This window comes from Actinoplanes sp. NPDC048967 (genome assembly GCF_040649415.1).
Classification (GTDB): Bacteria; Actinomycetota; Actinomycetes; order Mycobacteriales; family Micromonosporaceae; genus Actinoplanes.
The window spans coordinates 104649-125589 of sequence record NZ_JBEZFL010000003.1; the positions used below are offsets into that span (position 1 = coordinate 104649).

The following is a 20941-nucleotide window of genomic DNA, read 5'->3' on the forward strand; positions in this document are numbered from 1 at the left end:
CCCCGGCAGCTCGGGCCTGATCAGGCGGCGAGCAGCCGGCCGACCTCTGCGGCACGGTCGCCCAGAGCGGTGCGCAGCGAGGCCGCGATCTCCTCGTCGGAACGCTTCGGATCGGCCAGCGCGCCGATCACCGCGTCGGCGACGGCCGTGTCCTCCATCCCGGCCACCACCAGCTCCCCCACCGCCTGCGGGTTCTGCCCGGCGGCCTGCTGCAGCAACTGCAGCATGTCGGTGAACACCACCTCGTGCGCGCTGCGCCCGGTGCGGCCCACGTTCTGCTGCCACGGCGCCACCCGCAGGGCGGCGCGCTGCGGGTTCTCGCGGGCGTTCGGGCTCATCCGGGCGGTCCACCACGCGTCCATGCGGGCGTTGAAGTCGGACTGGGTGATCGTGGCCATGTCGTCGTCCTCGGCTTCCAGTAGGCCCCAGGGCCGGGTGTCGCGTTCCTGGGCGGTCGTGTAGCGGGCGGAGAAGTGCGCGTGCTGGGTGTGGGCGTTGGCCCCGGTGTACGTGCGGGTGGTCCACCCCCAGGAGCGGGACCAGATCCGGCGGTTGTAGATCACGTTCTGCAGGCGGTTGTCGCGGCCCTCACGGTGCCGCATGACGATGATCTCCACCGCCTTCTGCATGCTCCAGCCGGCCTTGCGCAGGTCCTTGTCCACATCGATGGCGTGGACCTCGTTGATCGAGTCGGCGTCCTCGTACGGGGTGCTGCCCGTCTCGTCCGGGTTGTGATCCGACGAGCTCTGCGAGTGTGCGGTGTCGCCGATGGACCCGTCGGTCGACTTGTCCCGGCCGGGTGACAGCGTGTTGAACTCAGTTCTGAGAGTCACCAGGCACGGCACCAGGCTCCAGCTCGCCATCGGACGCCTCCTCCCACGGGTCGGGGACGGCCTCGCCCGCGTACTGCTCGCCAGGGCCTGGATCGTGCAGGTCGGCGTACTTGTCGCCGGCTTCGATCTGCTCGGGAGACAGCTGCGGCTCCTGCGGGGCCCGTCTTGTCGGGGACGGCTCGGTCATCGCGTCTCGCTCCTGTTCGAGGGACCGGTCCGTGGTGGACCGATGTGCGGGAATGCGAGCGGCGTGAGTACCCCCGGCCGGCGATGACCATCCCGGTTCAATCCGGAATTACCGGGATCTGCGATTCGCCGGGCGCGACGGTACGGCCGGTAGCCGGCCCGGTCCCGCAGGTCACCACGCTGTTGCTCATTGAAGGGCAGCCGCCACGCAGAGTCCATCACCGGACCGGGGGACAGCCCCGAGGTCAGTCGGTCGCGGCGAAGATCCGCGCGTAGATGGCGTCGATGACGTCGTTCTTCGCGAGGTTGTAGTCGCCGGGGTGAGCGACGGTGTCCCGGGCGATGCGGCGTTTCGCCGAGGCGTACAGGTCCCGGTCGTCGGGATGCGCGCGGAGCCAGTCACGAAACAGGCGGTGCCGGATCGGCTCGGGCGCGTCCTGAGGCCAGACGTGCAGGTTGATGTCCTCGGCGGCGCTGACCAGCATGCGGTGCCCGTACCACCACGGCTCCCGGAGGACCAGCCGGTAGCCGAGTCCTTCCAGGGCCGGGAGATAGCCGGACTCCGGCTCGGTGGCCGGCAGCAGGAGGTCGATGTCGACGATGGGTTTGGCGTCGAGACCCGGCACCGAGGTGGAGCCGACGTGCGCGACGTCGACGACAAGATCACCCAGAGCTTCGTGGAGGCCGGCGCGGGCAGCGGCGAACCGCTGCGCCCAGGCCGGGTCGTAGGGCTCGATGACGATCGAGTCCCACCTGGCCGGCGGTGCACCCACCCGGCCGGCGGCCACCTGCTCGGGGGTGCCGTGGAAGCGCTGGGTGACCTGCGGCGGATACTTCGGCATCGCGACCTCCTGGAGAAGCAAAGTCGGCCAGACTACGACATGTCAGTGCGACAGCGCCTGGCTCGGGGGCAGCCGCGCCGCACGGGCCGCCGGATACAGCCCGGCCACCATCCCGACCAGCATCGTCGCCGCGACCCCACCGGCGAGGGCCCACCCGGGCACGACCGGCGACCACGACCGGTACCCGGCATAGCCCGCGGTGACCGCGGCACCGATCAGCACCCCCGCGACACCGCCGAGCGTGGCCAGCAGCAGCGACTCGCACAGGAACTGCAGCCGGATCTGGCCGCGGGTCGCCCCCAGCGCCCGGCGCAGGCCGATCTCCGCGCGCCGCTCCAGCACCGATATGACCATGGTGTTGGCCACCCCGACCCCGCCGACGATCAGGGCCACCGCGCCCAGGCCCAGCAGCAGGCCGTTGAGGGCGCTGTCGGCCGCCCGGGCCGCCGCGAGCGCGTCGGAGGGCCGTGACACCTTGACCTCGTTCGGGGCCTCGGGGTTGGCCGTCGCCGCCAGCACCTGGCGGACCTGTTCCACCGACTCCTCGGCCGAGCGGGTGTAGACAGTGGTCGGTGAGCCGTCGAAGGCGAGCAGCCGTTGCGCGGCCGACCAGCCGACCAGGGCGCCCGAGTCGAGTTCCGGGGCCAGCGGCACCGGCGCCAGGACGCCGACCACGCTGAACCACTGCCCGCCCAGCCACACCCGCGGGCCGGGCGCTTCGATGCCGAGGCGCCGGGCGGCCGCCGCGCCGAGCACGACGGCCGGGCCGTCGGCGGCGTCGCTGAGCCAGCGGCCCGCGGACAGCCGGGCGCCGACCGTGCCGAGCAGGTCCGGCCGGGCGGCGAGGACGGCGATGCTGCCGCTCTCCCCCACCGGGATGTACTCGTTGCGGTAGACCTTCGCCGCCAGCCGGCCGGTGGCGGTGGCCGACTCGACGGGGGCGATGCGCCGGACCATCGCCGGTGACTCGGCGGGCAGCTTCGCGTCCTCGCCGGTCATCGTCTGCCCGGGGGCGACCGTGAGCAGGTTGGTGCCGAGCTGGTCCAGGGTGCGGTTGAGGTCGGCGCGGCTGGACGCCGAGATGCCGACCACGGCCAGCATCGCGGCGATGCCGATGGCGATCCCCAGCGCGGACAGCACGATCCGCAGCGGCCGGGTCCGCAGGCCGGCTGCCCCGACCCGCAGCACGTCGCCGGGGGCCAGGCGGGCGGGACGCAGGCGGGCGGTCATGACTGCGCCAGCCGGCCGTCGCGCATGTGCAGGCATCTCGGCAGTCCCCCGGCGATCTCCCGGTCGTGGGTGATCAGCACGACCGTGGTGCCGGTGGCGTGCAGCGAGCGCAGCAGCTCCAGCACGCCCGCGCTGGCCACGGAGTCGAGGTTGCCGGTCGGCTCGTCGGCCAGCAGCACCGCCGGGTCACCGACGACCGCCCGGGCGATCGCCACGCGCTGGCGTTCGCCGCCGGACAGTTCGTGCGGGCGGTGGTGGGCCCGGTGTTCAAGGCCGACGCGTTGCAGGGTGCTCGCGGCCCGGCGGCGGCGCTCGCGGCGGCGTACGCCGGTGTAGAGCAGGCCGTCGGCGACGTTGTCGAGGGCGGACACGCCCGGCGCCAGGTGGAACTGCTGGAAGACGAAGCCGATCGTGCGGGCCCGCAACGCCGACAGGGCCTTGTCGGGCAGGCTGGCCACGTCGTGGCCGTCGATGCTCACGGTGCCGGTCGACGGGCGGTCGAGGGCGCCGAGCAGGTGCAGCATCGTCGACTTGCCGGAGCCGGACGGGCCGACGATGCCGACCAGTTCGCCGGCGTCCACGTGCATCGACACCGCGTTCAGGGCCGCGACGCCGCCGGGGTAGGTCTTGCCGACCTCGCTCATCCGGATCATGCCGGCATCCCCACGGTCATGCCGTCGGCGAGCCCGGCCCCGCTGACCTCTGCGCGGCCGTCGGCGAACATGCCGACCCGGACCGGCAGGTAGCGGGTGGCGCCGGCCTCGACGACCTGCAGGCCGTACCCGCCCTCGGCCAGCGCGACCAGCGCCGCGACCGGCACGCTCAGCACGTTCCGGCGCTGCTCACCGGTGTAGGTGACCTCGACCGGGGCCTCGCGCAGCCCGCCGCCGGCCTTCGGGTCGCGCAGCTTGATCGTGACCGGGACCGTCGGATCCTTGCCCTGCTCGGCGGTTGCCTTGGCGCCGACGTGGGTCACCGTGCCGGGGGCCCTGCTGCCGTTGGGCAGGGTGACCGACACCTTGGCGCCGGGGCGGGCCCAGTCGGCGGCGTCGGCCTCGGCGTCGACCGTGACGACCGCGGCCGCGCCGGTGTAGGTGAGCACCTCGCCCGAGGCGGGATCACCGACGCGGACCTTGTGCTCGGCGACGCGGATCGTGCCGGCGGCCACGACCACCCACGCCGAGGTGACGGTGCCGGTCCGCGGCAGCGCGAGCTTCTTCTGCCAGGTGCGGACCGCGCGGGCGGTCGCGGCGCTGTACTCGTCGTCGACGGTGAAGCCGCCGTAGCCCAGGTCGCGCAGATTGCGCTCGAACTGCAGGACGTCGGGGCCCTCGACACCCGGCGACAGCGGCCGGTAGAGCGGCAGGACGCCGGTGAGCAGCACCACCCGGCGGTTGTCGGCGCGCAGCACGGTGCCGCCGAGCTCGATCGTGCGGCCCGGTTTCGGCAGCCACGTCACGGTGCCGCCGGCCGCCGACTTCATCGGGACCGGTTCGCCGTAGCCGAGCTCGCCGTCGACGGTGACCGACTTGGCCAGCGTCTGACGCCGTACCGTGGTGGTGGCCGCCGGTCCCGCAGCCGCCGGCGGGGTGTCCGGCTCGTCGTCCAGGACGACCGCGGCCGCGCCCGTCGCGCCCAGGGTGGCCACCGCCGCGATCACGACCAGCGTGGTGCGGCGGGTCACCGGCTCACCTCGATGCCCGGCATCACTCCCGTGCCGAACTGCGGGCACTTGTCGCCGACCTTCGACAGCTTCTCCAGGTCGGTGGTGTCGTCCGCATCCATCTTGAAGCCGCCGGTCTCCGGGTCCGGGTCCGGGAAGCCGGGCACGCCGTTCTCCCGCACGCACTTGGCGTAGTCGCGGGCCTTGGCCAGGTCCTCGGCGCTGGCCTTCGGCGGTTCACCACCGTCGGGCAGGAACTCCCGGCACTTCTCCATCGCGGCATCCATCTTCTTGCCCGAGGCCTCGTCGCCGACGGCGGTGGCGGGCATCCCGACCATCCCGTCGGGGCCGGGGTCGGGCACGTCGATCCCCGCGGTGCGCATGCACTGGGCGAACTTGCGGCCCAGGGCCGCGTTGTCGGCCGGCGCCGACGCGCCCGCGCTCGGCTTGCCGCCGGCCGAGGCCACCTGCTGCTCCTTCTTGTCGGCGGTGCATCCGCTCAGCGCGGCCACGAGCAGCAGGGGTACGGCGATCAGCCGCATCCGGTATCGGTGTGTCATCACAGCTCCTTCTCGGGTCGGAGCCACGACACCAGAACGCCGGTTAACCGGTCATTAGCGCCGGCGCTAACAGGGTTCTAACGGGTTCGCCAGGCACCATGTGCCGGTGCGGATACTGGTGGCAGAGGACGAGGTCGTGCTGGCCGACGCGATCGCGGAGGGGCTGCGGCTGCAGTCACTGGCCGTGGACACCGCGTACGACGGGGATGCCGCGCTGCAACGGCTCGCGGTGAACAGCTACGACGTGCTCGTGCTGGACCGGGATCTGCCGGTGGTGCACGGCGACGACGTGTGCCGGGCGGTGGTCGGTTCCGGCTCGCCCGTACGGGTGCTGATGCTCACCGCCTCGGGCGGTCTGGCCGACCGGGTGGCCGGTCTGGGCCTGGGCGCCGACGACTACCTGCCCAAACCGTTCGCCTTCGTCGAGCTGATCGCCCGGGTCCGGGCCCTGGGCCGGCGGGCCCGCCCGGCGGCACCACCGGTGCTGGAACGCGCCGGCCTACGCCTGGACACCACCCGCCGCCAGGTCTACCGCGACGGCCACCACGTCGCCCTGTCCCGCAAGGAGTTCGCCGTGCTGGAGGAGCTGCTGCGCGCCGACGGGGCGGTGGTCAGCAGTGAGCAGCTGCTGGAGAAGGCCTGGGACGAGCACACCGACCCGTTCACCGGTGTGGTCCGGGTGACGATCCTGAACCTGCGCCGCAAACTCGGACCGCCGCAGGTGGTCACCACCGTGACCGGAGTGGGGTACCAGATCCCGTGACGACCCACCGACTGACCGTCCGGGCCCGGCTGACCGCCCTCTACGGCGGGGTGTTCCTGCTGGCCGGGGCCGCGTTGCTGGCCATCACCTACCTGCTGCTGGCCCAGGCGCTGAACACCAGCTCCTTCAGCCAGGACGCCGTGCTGGCCGTACCGGGGATGGGGGTCGCCGCCGCGCCGTCCGTCCCGGCCGAGACCTACCCGACGGAGCCGGCCCCGACCCAGGAGCTGCAGAGTGTGCAGCTGGTGAAGCTGGCCGGGGAGCTGCAGACGCAGTTCCGCCGGCAGACGCTGACCTCGCTGCTGCAACGCGGCGCCATCGCACTGGCCGGGGTCGCCGTCATCGGCATCTGGCTGGGCTGGCTGATGGCCGGGCGGACCCTGCGCCCGCTGCAGCAGATCACCGCGACCGCCCGCCGGGTCGCCGACCGCAACCTGCACGAGCGCATCGGCCTGAGCGGCCCCAAGGACGAGCTGCGGCAGCTGGCCGACACCTTCGACGACATGCTGGCCCGCCTGGACGCGGCCTTCGGCTCGCAGCGCCGCTTCGTCGCCAACGCCTCGCACGAGCTGCGCACCCCGCTGACCATCAACCGGACCCTGATCGAGGTCGCCCTGAGCCGGCCCGGCGCGCCCGCCGAGACCCGCCGGCTCGGCGAGACCCTGCTCAGCGTCAACGCCCGCCACGAACGGCTCATCGAGGGCCTGCTGGTGCTGGCCGGCTCGGAACAGCACCTGACGACCCGCGAACCGGTCGACCTGGCCGCGGTCACCGAGCGGCTCGTGAGCGCGGGCCGGCCCGAGGCGGCGGCCGCCGGCATCACCCTGCACGCCTCGCTGGCTCCGGCGCCGGTGCACGGCGACCCGATCCTGCTGGAACGCCTGGTGCAGAACCTGCTGCGCAACGCGATGACCTACAACGTGCCCGCCGGCGAGGTTCGCCTCTCCTGCGCCGGTCAGCGGCTCACCGTCACCAATCCGGGGCCGGTCATCGCCGGATACGAGATCCCGGGCCTGTTCGAACCGTTCCGCCGGCTGACCGACCGGATCGGCTCGACCGAGGGCAGCGGCCTGGGCCTGTCCATCGTCCGGTCGATCGTGACCGCCCACGGCGGCACGATCACGGCCGAGCCGCGCCCCGGCGGCGGCCTCGCCATCACCGTCGAGCTGCCCGACCGCTAGGTTGTGGCGGTGTTCGCGTGTGCGGGTTGCGGTGCCGTCCTGACCGTGCCGGTGTCGCGGGTGGCGCTGCCGGTGCACGCCGGCCAGCTGTACGGCCACGACCTGCTGGGCCCGCTCATGGAGCCCGGCACCTACGCGGTGAACCCCGAACCCTTCGGACCGCCGTGGCGCACCTGGGACGAGGTCGGCGCGGCCGAGGCGCAGGCCCGGGGTTGGTACGCGCCGGCGCACCTGCTGCCCGGCGGACCGCGCGGGGCTGTGGTCATCGCGCCCGGTGACGTGCGCGGGACCGTCTTCATCCCGGGGTGCAGCGCGGGCTACTGCTGCGGGCTCGACGGCCGGGACGGGCCCAACCTGGCTTGCGAGCGGTGCGGACGCGAGGTGGCCACGCGGATCGACGACTGCTCGTACTGGCAGGCGGTGTGGCTGCACCCGCCGGCCGTGCACCGCCTCGCCGGTGCCGACGGCCCGCCGGCGGTGACCAGCTGGGAGGCGCTGCCCGCGCAACGACCGGTGCTGCCGCCGATCCACCCGGACGGCTGGTGGAACCCGATCTGGGCGGCCGCGGTCGCGGCCGCGCTGGCCGACCTGCTGGCCGAAACCGACGGTACGCCGGTGACGGTGCCCGACGGCCCGGTCGCCGACGTCTTCCGCCGGTCGATCGAGACACTGCTGCCGGCGGGCACACCGGCCCGGACCCTCGCAGTAGCCGGACCGGGGCTGCCCGACGTCACCGCCGACCTGGTCCTGGTGCCGCGGCACCCGCAGAACGGCGAGCTCTGGCCGGCGCCCGGGGCCGTCCCGCTGGCCTACGACGTGTGGCGCCACCTGGCCTTCCACCGCGAACGCCGGCCGGTGCCCGGGGCGGGCGCGATGCCCGACGAGGCCCGGCGGGACGACCCGCCGCCCCGGCAGCCACCCGGCCCGTTCCGGCCCGACTGGGGCATCTTCGTCGCCACTCTGGCGCGCCGGCCCGAGGTCCGCCGGCCGTGGCTGCGCCGGCTCCACGACCGGGTACGCAGCCGTCCCTACCGGGAGCCGTTCTAGAGTCGGCCCATGCCCGACGTCGCTGAGCTGGCCCGGTCCGTGTTCGGCTTCGACCTGCGGCCCGCCCAGCGCCGCGCCGCCGAGACGATCGCCGCCGGGCGCGACACCCTGGCCGTGCTGCCCACCGGCAGCGGCAAGAGCGCCATCTACCAGGTCGCCGGGTTGGCCCGTACGGGCGTCACCGTTGTCGTCTCCCCGCTGATCGCGCTGCAGCGCGACCAGGTCCGTTCCCTGACCGCGCTGGGGTTACGGGCCGTGCTGCTCAACTCCGGCCTGCACAGCGGCCAGCGCGCCGACGTCCTCACCGCCCTGCGCGCCGGCGCGACCGACTTCGTGATGCTCGGTCCCGAACAGCTGGCCAACGATGAGACGCTGCGCGAGCTGACCACCGGCCCCCGGCCGATCACCCTGGTCGCCGTCGACGAGGCCCACCTGGTCAGCGAGTGGGGCCACGACTTCCGCCCGGAATACCTGCGGCTCGCCGACGTCATCGACACCTTCGGCCGCCCGCCGGTGCTGGCCCTGACCGCGACCGCCGCGCCGCCGGTGCAGGCCGACATCACCCGGCAGCTGCGGATGCGCGAGCCCCAGGTGATCGTCGCCGACTTCGACCGGCCCGGCATCAGCCTGGCCGTGCGGCGCACCCGGCCCGGACTGCCCGAGGACCGGGCCGTCGACGACCGGACCGTCGAGGTGGTGCTGGCCCACGACACCCCGACCCTGGTGTACGCGCTCACCCACGCGCGCTGTGAAAGCCTGGCGGAACGGTTGCGGCTGGACTCGTACCGGGTGGCGGCGTACCACGCGGGCATGCCGGCGGCGGAACGCGGCCGCGTCCAGGACGGGTTCTTCTCCGGCGCCCTCGAGATCGTGGTGGCGACCAGCGCCTTCGGCATGGGCATCGACAAGCCGGACGTCCGCACGGTGGTGCACGCGGGCGTGCCGGGCAGCCTCGACGAGTACTACCAGGAGATCGGCCGCGCCGGCCGCGACGGGGCGCCGGCCAGTGCGGTGCTGGTGTACGACCCGCGCACGGTACGGATCCCACGGCTGCTGGCGGCCCGGTCCCGGCTCACGCCGCACGCGGTGCACGCGGTGGTCGACGCGTTGGAGGCTGCGCCAGGGCGCCGGAGCCTGCGGGAGCTGGCGGAGGGCAGCGGGATGAGCCGGCACGTCGTCGAGCGGGTGGTCGACGAACTGCTGGAGCTGGGGGCGCTGGTCCCGGAGGGCAACGACGCGGTACGGGTCCCGCAAGCGCTGCCGAGGACGACGTTCTCGGCGGTGGCGGCGGCCGGTGATCGGCGGCAGGCGGTGCTGACCAGCCGGATCGACGCGGCCCGGCACTATGCGGAGACGGTACGGTGCCGGCGGGCGGAGCTGCTGGGATACTTCGGCGAGCACTACGAGCCGCCCTGCGGGACGTGCGACAACGATGCGGCGGGGACTGACCCGGGGCCTTCGTCGGCGCCTTCGCGGCAGGCGGTGCCGGGTGGGGTCGGGGTGCACCATCGGCTGTGGGGCGCGGGGACTCTGCTGTCGCGCGACGAGCACGAACTGACGGTGGTGTTCGACTCGGTCGGCTACCGGCACCTGACCCCGGCGGCGCTGGACAACGGGCTGCTCACCCTCGACTGAGCCCGACGCGCGCCTGGGCGCCGCGACACCGTGGTGACGCTAGGCTCACCGGCCATGGGACTCCTGACCTTCAGCTACAACGTCACCCTGGACGGTTGTGTCGACCACCAGGAGGGGATCGCCGACGATGAGACGCATGCCCTCTTCACCCGTCTCATGGACGAGAGCGGCGCAATGCTGTGGGGTCGCGTCACCTACGAGATGATGGAGAGCCACTGGCCGGCCGTCGCCCGCGGCGACGTGGAGGCGCCGCCGGCCCTGCGCGAGTGGGCGGCCAAGCTGGAGGCCAAACCCAAGTACGTGGTGTCGTCGACGCGCACGGACTTCCCGTGGACCAACAGCCACCACATCGGCGGCGATCTGCGTACGGGCGTGCAGGAGCTCAAGGACGCGACGCCGGCCGGGGTTCTCCTCGGGAGCGGCAAGCTCGCGACCGAGCTCGACCGGCTGGACCTGATCGACGAGTACCGGCTGCTCGTCCATCCCCGGATCGCCGGCCACGGCCCGACGCTGTACCAGGGCGGGCTGCCGGGCACGCGCCGGCTCGAGCTGGTCTCGGCGGAGCCGCTCCGCGACGGCGCGGTGGCCCTGCACTACCGCCCCACGCGCTGAATCACCGGGGTCAGCCGAGCAGGGACGGGATGGCCGAGGCGAAGGTGTTGTCCGGATCGTAGTGGCGTTTCGCGGCCAGCAGCCGGCTCAGGTTGGCGCCGTAGGAGTCGCGGGAGCGGTCCTCGTCGTCCGGGCCCAGCAGGTTCGGGTAGCCGCCCGGCAGGGACAGCTCGTCCAGCGACGTCGCCACCGAGTCGGCCCAGGCGCGGGGCGGCTCGACCGGTTGCCCGGGCGGCCAGGCGGCGATCACCTCCAGCACGGTGTGCGGTGAGCGCTGGGCGAAGGCCGTCGCTGAGGGGTCCACGCGTGCGGCGGCGCCGTGGAAGCGGTTCAGGATCAGAGCCGAGAACGGGGAGCTGATCTCGTTCGCGGCGGTGACAAGGGCGTCCACCGCCGGGGCCGGCACGTCGGGCAGCCAGCGCGTACGCAGCAGGTAGTGGTTGCCCTCGACCATGCTGCGGTCGAACATGCTCAGTGCTGCCGCGTACGGCATCGGGCCGATCTGGTCCACGATCGGGTCACCCAGGGCGCGCAGCCGGGCGATCGCCTGCTCGCCCGCCCCGAGGTCGCCGCACCAGAACGGGCACACGAACGCCAGTGGACGACCCTCGGGACCGGGCAGGAAGCCGGTCATGACGCTCAGCTCGTCCGGGGCCCCGGCCATGATCTCGGCGTGGCCGGACAGCACCGAGGCCGCCTGCTCGAACGGGAACATCAGCATGCCGGTGAGGATCGACGGCACCTCGTGCAGCCGGTACCGCAGCTCGGTGACGACGCCGAAGTTGCCGCCGCCGCCGCGCAGGGCCCACCACAGCTCGGTGTCGTCGTCCGGGCCCGCCACGACCGTCGTGCCGTCGGCCAGCACCACCGTCGCACCCAGCAGGTTGTCCAGGGCCAGGCCGTACCGGCCGATCAGCGGGCCGTAGCCGCCGACGGTGGTCAGGCCGGCCAGGCCCACCGCCCGGACCACGCCGGTCGCGGTGGCCAGCCCGTACGGGTCGGTCGCGGCCAGCAGGTCAGCCGTGATGGCACCGCCCTGGACCGTGGCGGTGCGGGCCGGCGCGTCGACGGTGACGTCGCGCATGCCGGTCAGGTCGATGACCAGGCCGCCGTCGCGCAGGGCCCGCCCCGCCCAGTCGTGTCCACCGGATCGCACCGAGAGCGGCATCCCGGCGTCGCGGGCGGTGCGTACCGCCGCGCTGATCTCCGCCACCGTGGCGCAGCGGGCGATCGCCGCCGGCTGGTGCTTCACCGCGGCGTTCCAGACCTGGCGGGCGGCCGGGAATCCGGGGTCCTGGGTCAGCAGCAGGCGCTCGGCGAACAGCGGGCGCAGGATCCGGACGGCGCCGGCCAGGTCGGCCGGGGTGCTGGTGGCGGTCATGACGACTCCGATGCGCGCACGGGCGGGATGCGGCGACCGTACCGCGTCGTCACGCCGCGTGAAGTCGCGAACACGACTTGCCGGGGGCGGCGGTCCGCCCCCGGCGGCCGGGCTCAGACCGGGTACATCCGGATCCACTCGGCCTCGTACGACCCGGGGGTCATGTTCTGCCCGCGGAAGTTGTCGAACTGCATGGTCAGGTGGCCACGCCACATCGACTGCATCGCCTTGCGGGTGGACGACTCGCCGCCGGAGATGCTGAACCACTGTTCCCCGTCGATGAAGCCGCGGACGTGGTCCGGCGTCCACTCGAAGCCGATGTTGTGCCATTCGCTCATCGGCTGACGGCAGTCGGTCTTCTCGCGGTGCTCCTGCTGGGTGTCGCCGGACTTGACCGGGTAGTGCAGCACCGCGTTCACGCACGGGGCAGCCGTTCTCGTGTTCTCCAGGAAGTCGTACTCACCCTCCTCCGGCCAGATGTCGTCGTCGGGCCACACGATGAGCAGGGTCCGGAAGTAGCGGCCGTTGTCCGTACCGGTGTTGCGGGAGCGCACCCGGGCCTCCCACCGCCCGTAGCGGGTGCTGTAGTCGCTCTGCATCCAGGCCGTGTCCCCGTTGGCCAGACCCGTCATGATCAGCTTGCCGTCGGCCACAGTGGTGCGGTCGGCGCACCGGCGGGTGCCGGCCGCGTGCTGGTTGGCCCAGCACCCCTCGCCCACACTCCATTTGGCCGGGTCCGGCGTACCGGTGTAGTTGAACTCGTCGCTGTGCTGAGCCAAGGGCGCGCCCCAGTTGAGCCGCTTGGCCGCCGTGACGCCGTCGCTGTCGCCCGGCTCCGGCTCCGGGCCCGGCGGCGGCGCGGTGCCCGGCCTGACGCTGATGCTCAGCGGCGTCAGCGGCCCGGCGGCGGTCTTCGGGATCAGGATCAGCGAATACCAGGAGCCGTTCTTGAGCAGGTTGAACTGGTGGCTGCTGATGTCGGTCGTCCGGTCGGTCGACCACGGGCCGTTCTCGCGGGTGTCGGTGCCGTCGCGGCCCACGTTCCAGCCGATGATGTCGGTGCGCCTGGTCGTCCACATCGCCGTCGCCGTGCCGTCCGCCCACGTCCCGCTCAGCTTGACGTCCGCGTCCGGGGTCGCCTTGTACGCACACATGGTGGCGGCGAAACCCTTGTTCGCGTCGAGCTCGGTGGCCCGCAGCAGCACCTTGGCCCGGACGGCGCCCGCCGGCACGGTGAACCGGCCGGAGATCCGGGTGAAGGCCCGGGTGCCGGCCACCGGCAGGTAGCCGCCGTTGGTGTGGCCCAGGTACACGCCGGCCGAGTCCACCCAGTCGATCTCCATCCGCAGGCGCGCCGGATCGTTGGCCCGCGCGTCCGCCCCGACCTCCCACACGGCACCGGGCTGCACCTTCTGCTCCGGCAGGTAGATGCCGGCGGTGGTCGCGGCGCCGTTGGCCACGCCCAGCTCCCAGGCCGCCGACGGATGATCGGTGACCGCCTGCCGGGTGACCACCAGGCTGCTGCTGAGCCTGCCCCAGCCGGCCGCGTCGGTGCCGAGCACCGGGTTGGCGCACTCGTTGTCGGACACCTGGTACTGCCCGACCCGGACGAACGGGGCCAGCTCGCTGTCCGGGCCGGCCAGCGCGGCGCGGGCCGCCCGGGCCAGGTTGCCCTGCCCGGCCGCCTCGGCCCGGGCCTCGATCCCGCGGATGATGACCCGGTACTCCTCGGCCTTCTTCTTCAGCGCCGCCTGCCGGTCGCGTTCGTCGGCGGCGTGGATGCCGGTGGTGATGAACGCCCGCCAGTCGGCCGGGTCGTTGCTGCGCAGGGCGGCCTCGGCCGCGGCGTACACCTCGGTGGGCTCGGGCGCGGTGTTCCACACCCAGCGCACGAAGTTGACGTCGCTGAGCACCAGTTTGCCCTCGTCGGCGGCCACGCCCAGCACCGCGGCCGCGGCGATCCGCTGCTCGCGCGCGACCAGCGCCTGGCGTTCGGCCTCGGTGCGCTCCTGGTCCGCCGCGATCTCGGCGAGCCGGTCCTGCTCGCGGGCCTGCGCGATGCCGGTGGTGATGAAGTCACGCTGTTGCTGCGCGGTCCCGCCGAACGCGGTCAGCGCGGCGGCCTTCACCCGGGGGCCGGTCGGGCCGCGGTAGATCTCGTACACGAACTCGCGGTCGGCCAGCAGCAGCAGCTCCGGGGTCACCTGCATCTGCACGGTGATCAGCGCGCGCTGCTTGAGCTCGCGGGCCTCCCGGGCGGCGGTCGCGTCGCGGACCTCGTTGGCCACGTCGCGGTCCCTGGCGTCGTTGATGCCCGACTCGATGAACACCGTGCACTCGACGAAGTCATCGGCGGAGCTGTTCATCAGGGCCAGTTCGGCGGAGCCGCGCACCTCGGGCAGGTTCGTCGCGTTCTGCCAGAGCTGGAAGACGAAGTCGCGTTCGTTGAGCACCAGCCAGCTGTCCGGCGCGACGACACCGACGATGGCGGCGGCGCGGACCCGGTCCTCGATCGAGGACTCCAGACCCGCGGCCCGGGCCGCGGCCGCGCGGTTCGGCGCGCCCGGCGCGGCCAGTGCGCCCGGGTCGCCCACGACCAGAGCGGTCAGCAGTACGGCGGCGACGGTGACCGCCCGTCTCAGTGTTCCCGACGATTTCATTGTTCCTCCCGGAATCGGCAGACCACTTATAGCGGCCGGCGTACAGAAACCGTCCAGCGCCGGTACGGACGCCGCCGCCTACCCCGGGAATCTCTTACCGGGCAAGCAGACGGCCGTTTGCTGCCACGCCCGGTGCACACCGCCGGAAAAGTGTTCCGCTGTGACGGCCGTCGATCTGCCGCGACGCGTGCCCTGCGTGGATGGGAATGCCATGAATGCGAGAACCCGGCTTTCGGGAATGGTCGCCGCCGTCGCATTGTCCGGGGTTCTGGTCACCCCGGGCCCGGCGTGGGCCGCCGCCCCACCCGCGCAGCCGGCCGGGCCGGCGGCGGCACCCGCCCACTCGGCCGACTGGTCCCGCACGCGCCTGCTGGCCAGCTACGACACCCGCTCGACCGTACGAGCGGCGGCCTGGTCGGCGCTGATCAGCAGCAATGTGGACGCCGCGGTCGCCCGGTTCGTGCTGTCCGGCTACCCCTACGCCGTACGGCGGTCCGCCGAGACCAAGGTGCGCAACGCCGACTTCGCCCGCCGGGTCCTCGAGACGCACACCGCCGAGTTCGCGCCCGAGGTGCACGCCGCCGCCCGGTACGCCCTCGATGGCACCGCCGCCGACCTGGACTACTTCGCGCGTACCGGATATGCCGCGGCCAAGGACCGCGACCGGCAGGCGCGGGAGTCGACCGGCGCGCAGGCGGCCGCGCTCGTGCAGGCCGACCGGGACTTCGTGGCGCTGTTGCGCGACACCGCGCCGGGTGAACAGGTACGCGCCGCCGCCACGTTCGCGTTGCGCCCGGCGGCCACGGACGCCGACCTGGTGGAGTTCTTCGCCTACGACTGGGTCAACGCCGCGGCGCTGGACCTGGACGCGTTCCGGATCCGCGTGGCCGACGAGGACATGGCCTGGCGGGCCGCCGCCGCCCGGCTGGTCGCCGAGGCCCGCACCGCCGAGGAGGCGGCGCTGAAGACCGCCGGTGAGGCGGCCGAGCAGGCCCGGGCCGCGGCCGCGCGCGCCTGGGCCGCCGCCGGCGCGCAGACCGGCCCGGCCCGGGTCGCCTGGGCGCAGACCCAGCAGGTCGCCGAGGCGCAGGCGGCCAACTGGCATCAGGTGGCCCAGGCGGCCGGCGGTGCGACCGGCGTGAACTGGACCGCGATCGCCGGCAGCGCCGGGGTGACCGCGGACAGCTGGGCCGCCGAGCAGGTCCACGCGGGTGAACAGGCCGCCCACTGGGCCGAGCTGTTCGCCCAGGCGGTCGCCGGTGAGCAGCGCATGACCGGCGGCGCGGCATGAGCCGGCGCCTCGCGGTCTTCGCCACCGCCCTGCTGCTGTCGACCGGCTTCCTGAACGCTCCGCCCGCGGCTGCCGCACCCCCGCCGATCGCCGCGCCGCTGGACGACCACACGCCGCTGGTCGTGCCGCCGCTGGAGATCGGGACGTGGGACGGCCGGGCCGGGGTGGAGTTCCCGGCCGACCCGGTCACCCGCGAGCTGGTCGCCGAGATCGCCGAGACGCACGAGGAAGCGGAGTTCCGGGAGGCGGCGGCCGCGGCGCTGGCCTCCGAGGTCCCGGACGCGTTGACCCGGTTCCTGACCGAGACGCACCCGCGCCTGCAACAGCAGTCCGACCAGCGGCGCCGGGACACGGCCCGGCAGAACACCGCCACGATCCGGGCGATGGCCGGCACCGGCGTGCCGGGTGGACACCTGGAGACCGAGGTCGCCCGGGTGCTGCGGGCCACCGACAACGACCGGGCGGTGTTCCTGGCGTACGGGGCCGAGATCGCCCGTGGCCGCGACGAGCAGGCCGCCAGGTCCGAGCGGGACCGCCGTACCGTGCTGCGCGAACGCGTGGCCGCGCTGGTCGCCGCCGCCCCGGCCGAGTCGCAGGTCAAGCGGGCCGCCGAGGCCGCGCTGGCCGGCGACGACGCCGCGATCGCGGCGTTCTGGAACGGCGGCTACCTGACCGCGGCCAACGCCGACGCCGCCGCCCGGGAGCAGTACCTGGCCGATCTGGAGGCCCGCAACAAGGCCGCCGAGGAGCTGTCCGAGCTGGCCCGGCGCGCCGCCCGGGCGTCCGAGGCGCGCCGGCAGCTGCTGATCGCCCACGGCAACGCGATCCGCGAGCTGCAACGCGCGGCGAACGCGATGGCCGGCGCGGCCAACGCGGCCCGGTCCGCCGAGCGGATCCTCGCCGGTGGGGAGACCACCGCGGTCAAGGCCACCCGGCTGGCCGCCGCCCGGACCGACACCGCCGTCCAGCGCGACGACGCCCAGCAGGCCGCCGACCGGGCCCGCAACGCCGCCCTCGCCGCGACCGCCGCGGCCGACACCCTGATCGACACCGGCCTGGAGTACGGCGCCGAGTGGTCGCTGATCGTGCAGGGGATGCAGCAGGCGGCCGTCGCGGCGGTCGGCTCGGCCACCACCGCGCTGCACGCGGTCGACGCCACCATCGCCACCAACAACGCCCAGAGCGCCGAAGCCCGCGCCGCCGCCCACGCCGACCAGGCCGTCAAGTGGCGCGCGCACGCCGAACAGCACGCCCTGGCCGCCACGAAGCTGGCCGCGGCCGCCCGCGCCCAGGCCACCGCGGCCAAGACCGCCGCCGCCCGCGCGAAGACCGCCCGCGAGCAGGCCCAGGCCGCCGAGGCCCGCGCCTGGGCGGCCGCGGCCCGGACCCGGCAGCACCGGATCACCGCCGAGACCGAGGCGGCCGCCGCCCGGGACGCGCGGATCCGGGCCGACCAGGAGCGGGCCACCGCCGCGACCCACCGCAAGCGCGCCGACGAGCAGGCCGCGGCCGCCGCCGGTGCCCGCCGCAACGCCCAGGCTCAGGCCGCGACCGCGGCAGCGGCCCGGCAGCGCGCGGACAGCGCCAAGGACGCCGCCGTGTCGGCCCAGTACACCGCCTGGGAACACGAGGGCACCGCCCGCCAGGCCCGCGACGCGGCCACCCGGGCCGAACTGTCCCTGCAGGCGGCCGAGGCCAAGGCGCAGGCCCTGCGGGCGTGGGCCGCGGCGACACCGGCAGGCGAGGCCAAAGTGGAGGCCGAGCGCCAGGCCGGCGAGGCCGCGCGGGAGGCCCAGACCGCCCGGGGCGCGGCCGGCGCGGCCCGGACCGCCGCCAACTCCGCCTCCGGGGCCGCGGCCAACGCCCAGGCCGAGGCCACCGAAACGCAGCGGGCGGCGGACCGCGCGGAGGCCGCCGCCGCGGAGTCCCGGGCCGCCGCGGTGCGGGCGGACGCCGCCGCCGACCGGGCCGAGGCTGAGGCGAAGGCCACCCATCAGGCCCGGCTGGAGGCCGACGCGCGGGCCGCCGAGGCGACCGCCCAGCAGGCGCGGGCGGCCGAGGCCGCCCGGGCCGCCGTGCGGCTGGCCGAGCAGGCCGCCGACGAAGCGGTGCAGTCGTTGTGGGCGGCCCAGCGGACCAAGGCCGAGGCCGACGCGGCGACCACCGAATCGGTCGCCGCCGCGGCCCAGGCCGAGATCGCGGTGACCGCGGCCGCGGCCGCCCGGGCCTCGTCGGCGGGCATCGCCGAGCCGCTCGACAACGCCCTGGGCATGGTCAGCCCGTTCACCGGGGCCGACATCGACGCGGACTTCGTGGTCCTGGTCGCCGAGCAGGCCCGCACGATCGGCGCCGAGCAGGCCGCCGCGGCCACCGCCCGGGCGGCCGAGGCCCTGACCGCGGCCCGGCGGGCCGAGGAGGCCGCCGCACTGGCCAACGGCCAGGTCAAACCGGCGTTCGAGGCGGCCGCCGAGGCCGCCCGGCAGGCATCCGACGCCGCCGCGGCCGGGGCGGAGGCCAAACAGGCCGCGGCCGCGGCGGCCCGGGACGGCGCCGCCGCCCGCAGCGCCGCGGAAGGGGCGGGACGGGCCGACGCCCAGGCGAAGGCGGACGCCCGCACGGCCAGGTCCGCGGCGAACGCGGCGGCCGACGACGCGGCCCTCGCCGGACGCAGCGCGGCCTCGGCCCAGCAGGAAGCGAACAGCGCCGCGGGCGCAGCCCGCACGGCGGCCCGGGACGCGGCGGACGCCCAGGACGCGGCGAAGACCGCGGAAGCCGACGCGACGACGGCGGAACGCGCGGCGACCACGGCCCGTGCGGCGGCCGACAGTGCCGCCACGGCGGCCGCGAACGCGCTGCAGCACGCCATCGACGCGCAGGCGGCAGCCGAACGCGCCGAGGAGACCGACCGCCGGCGCCGGGCCCTGACCCTGGCCGCCCAGGTGTCCGGCAACCCGCCGGAGCTGCCGGGACCGGAGCTGCTGGCGGGCCTGACCCCCGAGCAGCAGGCCCAGCTGCAGAGCGATCAGGCGCTGGCCGGGATGAGCGTCTGGGACTTCCTGGCCTCCGAGGACGGCGAGCTGCTCAAGGAACTGACCGGGCTGGCCGAGTTCGAGGCCTGCTTCGGCAACGGCGACCTCGTGGCCTGCCTGTGGGCGGCCGTCGGGCTCATCCCGGGACCCCGCTTCCTCACCACGGCGATCAAGCTCGGCAAGCTGGCGCCCAAGATCCAGAACTTCATCGAGCGGGCGGCGCTGGCCCGGGACCGCATCGACGACCTGCTGGAGATCGCCGAACGGGCGCAGGCCTGCCAGATCCCGAACAGCTTCCTGGCCGGCACGCCGATCCTGCTCGCCGACGGCCGGACCGTGCCCATCGAGGACGTGCCGGTCGGCGCGAAGGTGCTGGCCACCGACCCGGAGACCAACCGCACCGCGGCCCGCCCGGTCACCGACGTGGTCACCGACCGGGGTGTCAGGAAGCTGGTCGACCTCACGATCAAGTCCAACGGCCGGATCGCGACCCTGACCGCGGCCGACAGTCACCCGTTCTGGGCGCCGGACGCGCGCCGGTGGATCGACGCCGAGGACCTGCGTCCGGGTTCGCGGCTGCGGACCGAGGTCGGCGGCCAGGCGGAGGTCACCGCCGTGCGGGCCCGTACCGCGACGGTCACCGTGCACAACCTCAGCGTCGGCGGCTTCCACACCTTCTACGCGCAGGCCGGCGCCTTCCGGATCCTGGTGCACAACTGCGGGGCCAAGGTGGTGGATCTCTACGGCAACGAGATCGCCAACCCGGATCCGCTGGCCAGCAAGCTGCGCGACTTCACCAATGAGGCGCTGCGCCGGTGGGAGGACGGCGAGATCGGCTACTCGGCCAAGGACCAGGCGCGGATCGCCCAGAACGAGGGCCTGCGGAACACGATCAAGGGCAACATCCTCGACGCGGAGGTGAAGCGGCTGGCCGACAACGACCCCGCGCTGGCCCGGCTGTTCAGCACGCCCAACGGCTACCCGGGCCCGGACTGGGCCAACACCGGACCGGTCCCGCTCGTCGGCTGGTACGACCTCACCACCACCAAGAGCTGGGGTCAGCACGTGTACGACTACGGCCCCCGCTACGGCCCGGGAGTGGGCATCCTGTGGCAGTGAGAGCGTTACGGCAGCGCTGGTCGACACCGGACGGCCGGCTGCTGCACCGGGAGATCCAGTCCCGGCTGGCCGCCGGGGCCGGGCTCGACGACCTGGACCTCGCGGAGGTCGACGGCAAGCGCGACCTCCGCGGGTTCCCCGCCGCCGCGGCGGTCACGCAGTGGCGGGGCGCCCACCTGGCCGGCATCGACCTGTCCGGGGCGTCGCTGGCCGGGGTCCGGCTGTTCGACTGCACGCTGGAGTCCGTCCGGCTGGACCGGGCGGTCTGCCACGACTGGCGGCTGTGGGGCTCGACGGTCGCGGACACCACGTTCACCGGCGCCGAGCTGCGCGGCTCGTCGCTGGGCGCCTGGCGCGAGGGCCGGGGCAACCGCTACAAGCGGGTCAGCTTCGTCCGGGCCGACCTCACCGCGGTCGGCTCCAGCGCCGCGACGTACACCGACTGCGACTTCTCGTTCGCCCGGCTCGACCGGGTCAACTTCTGGCAGTCCAGTCTGGTCCGGTGCACGTTCGCCGGGCCGCTGCGCGACGTGGTCTTCGACGGGCGGCACCTCGGCGAGGACAAGCCGGACACCAACCCGATGACCGAGGTCGACCTGAGCCGGGCCGAGTTCGACGGCTGCGAGTTCCGCGGCACGCCGTTCACGACGGTCCGGCTCCCGGCCGACCCGGACCTGATGATGATCACCGACGTGGCTCAGGCCGACCGTGCCCTGGCCGCGCTGAGCCCCGCCGACGGCACGCTGCCCGGCACGATCCTGCAGCACGCCCGGAAACTGCTGGGCATGGGTTCCGCGGCTCTGCTCAATGCCCGGGACTTCCCGGCCGGGGCACCGGCGGTCCGGGCCGCGCTGACAGCCACGGGGTGGCGTCCGGGCGGCCCGGCGGCCGTCGCCGCCGACTAGGGTG

17 protein-coding genes are annotated in these 20941 nt (G+C 74.3%); 8 read left to right on the plus strand and 9 right to left on the minus strand.

The window, feature by feature from the left end; genetic code table 11:
- Positions 1-20: 20 nt before the first annotated feature.
- The 7 genes from AB0C12_RS13020 to AB0C12_RS13050 all read right to left on the minus strand — a co-directional run bounded on the left by AB0C12_RS13020 (position 21) and on the right by AB0C12_RS13050 (position 5314).
- On the minus strand, positions 21-833 hold the full coding sequence (locus tag AB0C12_RS13020) for a hypothetical protein (RefSeq protein ID WP_360547335.1): 813 nt from the start codon (positions 831-833) through the stop codon (positions 21-23).
- On the minus strand, positions 817-1020 hold the full coding sequence (locus tag AB0C12_RS13025; protein WP_360547337.1) for a hypothetical protein: 204 nt from the start codon (positions 1018-1020) through the stop codon (positions 817-819). Before AB0C12_RS13025 ends, AB0C12_RS13020 begins: the two co-directional genes overlap by 17 nt.
- A gap of 244 nt (positions 1021-1264) precedes the next feature.
- Positions 1265-1861, minus strand: coding sequence for a GrpB family protein (locus AB0C12_RS13030; protein WP_360547338.1), 597 nt, complete (start codon positions 1859-1861; stop codon positions 1265-1267).
- Between the two features lie 42 nt (positions 1862-1903).
- A complete protein-coding gene (locus tag AB0C12_RS13035) occupies positions 1904-3091 on the minus strand; it encodes an ABC transporter permease (RefSeq protein ID WP_360547340.1) in 1188 nt (395 codons plus the stop codon).
- The gene (locus tag AB0C12_RS13040) at positions 3088-3744 is read right to left on the minus strand and encodes an ABC transporter ATP-binding protein (RefSeq protein ID WP_360547342.1); all 657 of its coding nucleotides are present in this window, start codon (positions 3742-3744) and stop codon (positions 3088-3090) included. Before AB0C12_RS13040 ends, AB0C12_RS13035 begins: the two co-directional genes overlap by 4 nt.
- Positions 3741-4775, minus strand: a complete 1035-nt coding sequence (locus AB0C12_RS13045) for a peptidoglycan-binding protein (RefSeq protein WP_360547344.1) — start codon at positions 4773-4775, stop codon at positions 3741-3743. The genes AB0C12_RS13040 and AB0C12_RS13045 overlap by 4 nt, the downstream gene beginning before the upstream one ends.
- Positions 4772-5314: a hypothetical protein gene (locus AB0C12_RS13050; protein WP_360547346.1), complete on the minus strand. Its 543-nt coding sequence runs from the start codon at positions 5312-5314 to the stop codon at positions 4772-4774. Before AB0C12_RS13050 ends, AB0C12_RS13045 begins: the two co-directional genes overlap by 4 nt.
- A gap of 106 nt (positions 5315-5420) precedes the next feature.
- Between AB0C12_RS13050 and AB0C12_RS13055 the strand changes: the two genes are divergently transcribed.
- The 5 genes from AB0C12_RS13055 to AB0C12_RS13075 are packed head-to-tail and all read left to right on the plus strand — an operon-like array spanning position 5421 to position 10552.
- A complete protein-coding gene (locus AB0C12_RS13055; protein WP_360547348.1) occupies positions 5421-6077 on the plus strand; it encodes a response regulator transcription factor in 657 nt (218 codons plus the stop codon).
- On the plus strand, positions 6074-7258 hold the full coding sequence (locus AB0C12_RS13060; protein WP_360547350.1) for an ATP-binding protein: 1185 nt from the start codon (positions 6074-6076) through the stop codon (positions 7256-7258). The genes AB0C12_RS13055 and AB0C12_RS13060 overlap by 4 nt, the downstream gene beginning before the upstream one ends.
- A gap of 9 nt (positions 7259-7267) precedes the next feature.
- Entirely contained in the window at positions 7268-8305 is a 1038-nt protein-coding gene (locus AB0C12_RS13065; RefSeq protein ID WP_360547351.1) for a hypothetical protein, read from the plus strand.
- Between the two features lie 9 nt (positions 8306-8314).
- The gene (locus tag AB0C12_RS13070) at positions 8315-9940 is read left to right on the plus strand and encodes a RecQ family ATP-dependent DNA helicase (protein WP_360547353.1); all 1626 of its coding nucleotides are present in this window, start codon (positions 8315-8317) and stop codon (positions 9938-9940) included.
- 54 nt (positions 9941-9994) lie between these two features.
- The gene (locus tag AB0C12_RS13075) at positions 9995-10552 is read left to right on the plus strand and encodes a dihydrofolate reductase family protein (RefSeq protein WP_360547355.1); all 558 of its coding nucleotides are present in this window, start codon (positions 9995-9997) and stop codon (positions 10550-10552) included.
- A gap of 10 nt (positions 10553-10562) precedes the next feature.
- Here the strand turns inward: AB0C12_RS13075 and AB0C12_RS13080 are convergent, their stop codons facing one another.
- Complete coding sequence (locus AB0C12_RS13080) at positions 10563-11933, minus strand: FAD-binding oxidoreductase (RefSeq protein ID WP_360547357.1); 1371 nt, start codon at positions 11931-11933, stop codon at positions 10563-10565.
- A gap of 113 nt (positions 11934-12046) precedes the next feature.
- A complete protein-coding gene (locus AB0C12_RS13085; protein WP_360547359.1) occupies positions 12047-14593 on the minus strand; it encodes a glycoside hydrolase family 16 protein in 2547 nt (848 codons plus the stop codon).
- 211 nt (positions 14594-14804) lie between these two features.
- On the opposite strand from AB0C12_RS13085, the gene AB0C12_RS13090 reads away from it, so the two are divergent.
- Genes AB0C12_RS13090 through AB0C12_RS13100 form a run of 3 tightly spaced genes read left to right on the plus strand, consistent with a single transcriptional unit; the run spans position 14805 to position 20937 of the window.
- Positions 14805-15884 (plus strand): hypothetical protein, encoded by a 1080-nt coding sequence (locus tag AB0C12_RS13090; RefSeq protein ID WP_360547361.1) that lies wholly within the window; start codon positions 14805-14807, stop codon positions 15882-15884.
- Positions 15881-20032 (plus strand): Hint domain-containing protein, encoded by a 4152-nt coding sequence (locus tag AB0C12_RS13095; protein WP_360547362.1) that lies wholly within the window; start codon positions 15881-15883, stop codon positions 20030-20032. The genes AB0C12_RS13090 and AB0C12_RS13095 overlap by 4 nt, the downstream gene beginning before the upstream one ends.
- Entirely contained in the window at positions 20029-20937 is a 909-nt protein-coding gene (locus AB0C12_RS13100; RefSeq protein WP_360547364.1) for a pentapeptide repeat-containing protein, read from the plus strand. Before AB0C12_RS13095 ends, AB0C12_RS13100 begins: the two co-directional genes overlap by 4 nt.
- Positions 20938-20941 lie beyond the last annotated feature (4 nt).

What these genes read in the sequence shown, in the direction of transcription:
- AB0C12_RS13050 (WP_360547346.1), bottom strand. Translation starts at nt 5,314, where the DNA reads ATGACACACCGATACCGGATGCGGCTGATCGCCGTACCCCTGCTGCTC.
- AB0C12_RS13090 (WP_360547361.1), top strand. Translation starts at nt 14,805, where the DNA reads ATGAATGCGAGAACCCGGCTTTCGGGAATGGTCGCCGCCGTCGCATTG.
- AB0C12_RS13030 (WP_360547338.1), bottom strand. Translation starts at nt 1,861, where the DNA reads ATGCCGAAGTATCCGCCGCAGGTCACCCAGCGCTTCCACGGCACCCCC.
- AB0C12_RS13040 (WP_360547342.1), bottom strand. Translation starts at nt 3,744, where the DNA reads ATGATCCGGATGAGCGAGGTCGGCAAGACCTACCCCGGCGGCGTCGCG.
- AB0C12_RS13070 (WP_360547353.1), top strand. Translation starts at nt 8,315, where the DNA reads ATGCCCGACGTCGCTGAGCTGGCCCGGTCCGTGTTCGGCTTCGACCTG.
- AB0C12_RS13080 (WP_360547357.1), bottom strand. Translation starts at nt 11,933, where the DNA reads ATGACCGCCACCAGCACCCCGGCCGACCTGGCCGGCGCCGTCCGGATC.
- AB0C12_RS13025 (WP_360547337.1), bottom strand. Translation starts at nt 1,020, where the DNA reads ATGACCGAGCCGTCCCCGACAAGACGGGCCCCGCAGGAGCCGCAGCTG.
- AB0C12_RS13085 (WP_360547359.1), bottom strand. Translation starts at nt 14,593, where the DNA reads ATGAAATCGTCGGGAACACTGAGACGGGCGGTCACCGTCGCCGCCGTA.
- AB0C12_RS13035 (WP_360547340.1), bottom strand. Translation starts at nt 3,091, where the DNA reads ATGACCGCCCGCCTGCGTCCCGCCCGCCTGGCCCCCGGCGACGTGCTG.
- AB0C12_RS13095 (WP_360547362.1), top strand. Translation starts at nt 15,881, where the DNA reads ATGAGCCGGCGCCTCGCGGTCTTCGCCACCGCCCTGCTGCTGTCGACC.
- AB0C12_RS13075 (WP_360547355.1), top strand. Translation starts at nt 9,995, where the DNA reads ATGGGACTCCTGACCTTCAGCTACAACGTCACCCTGGACGGTTGTGTC.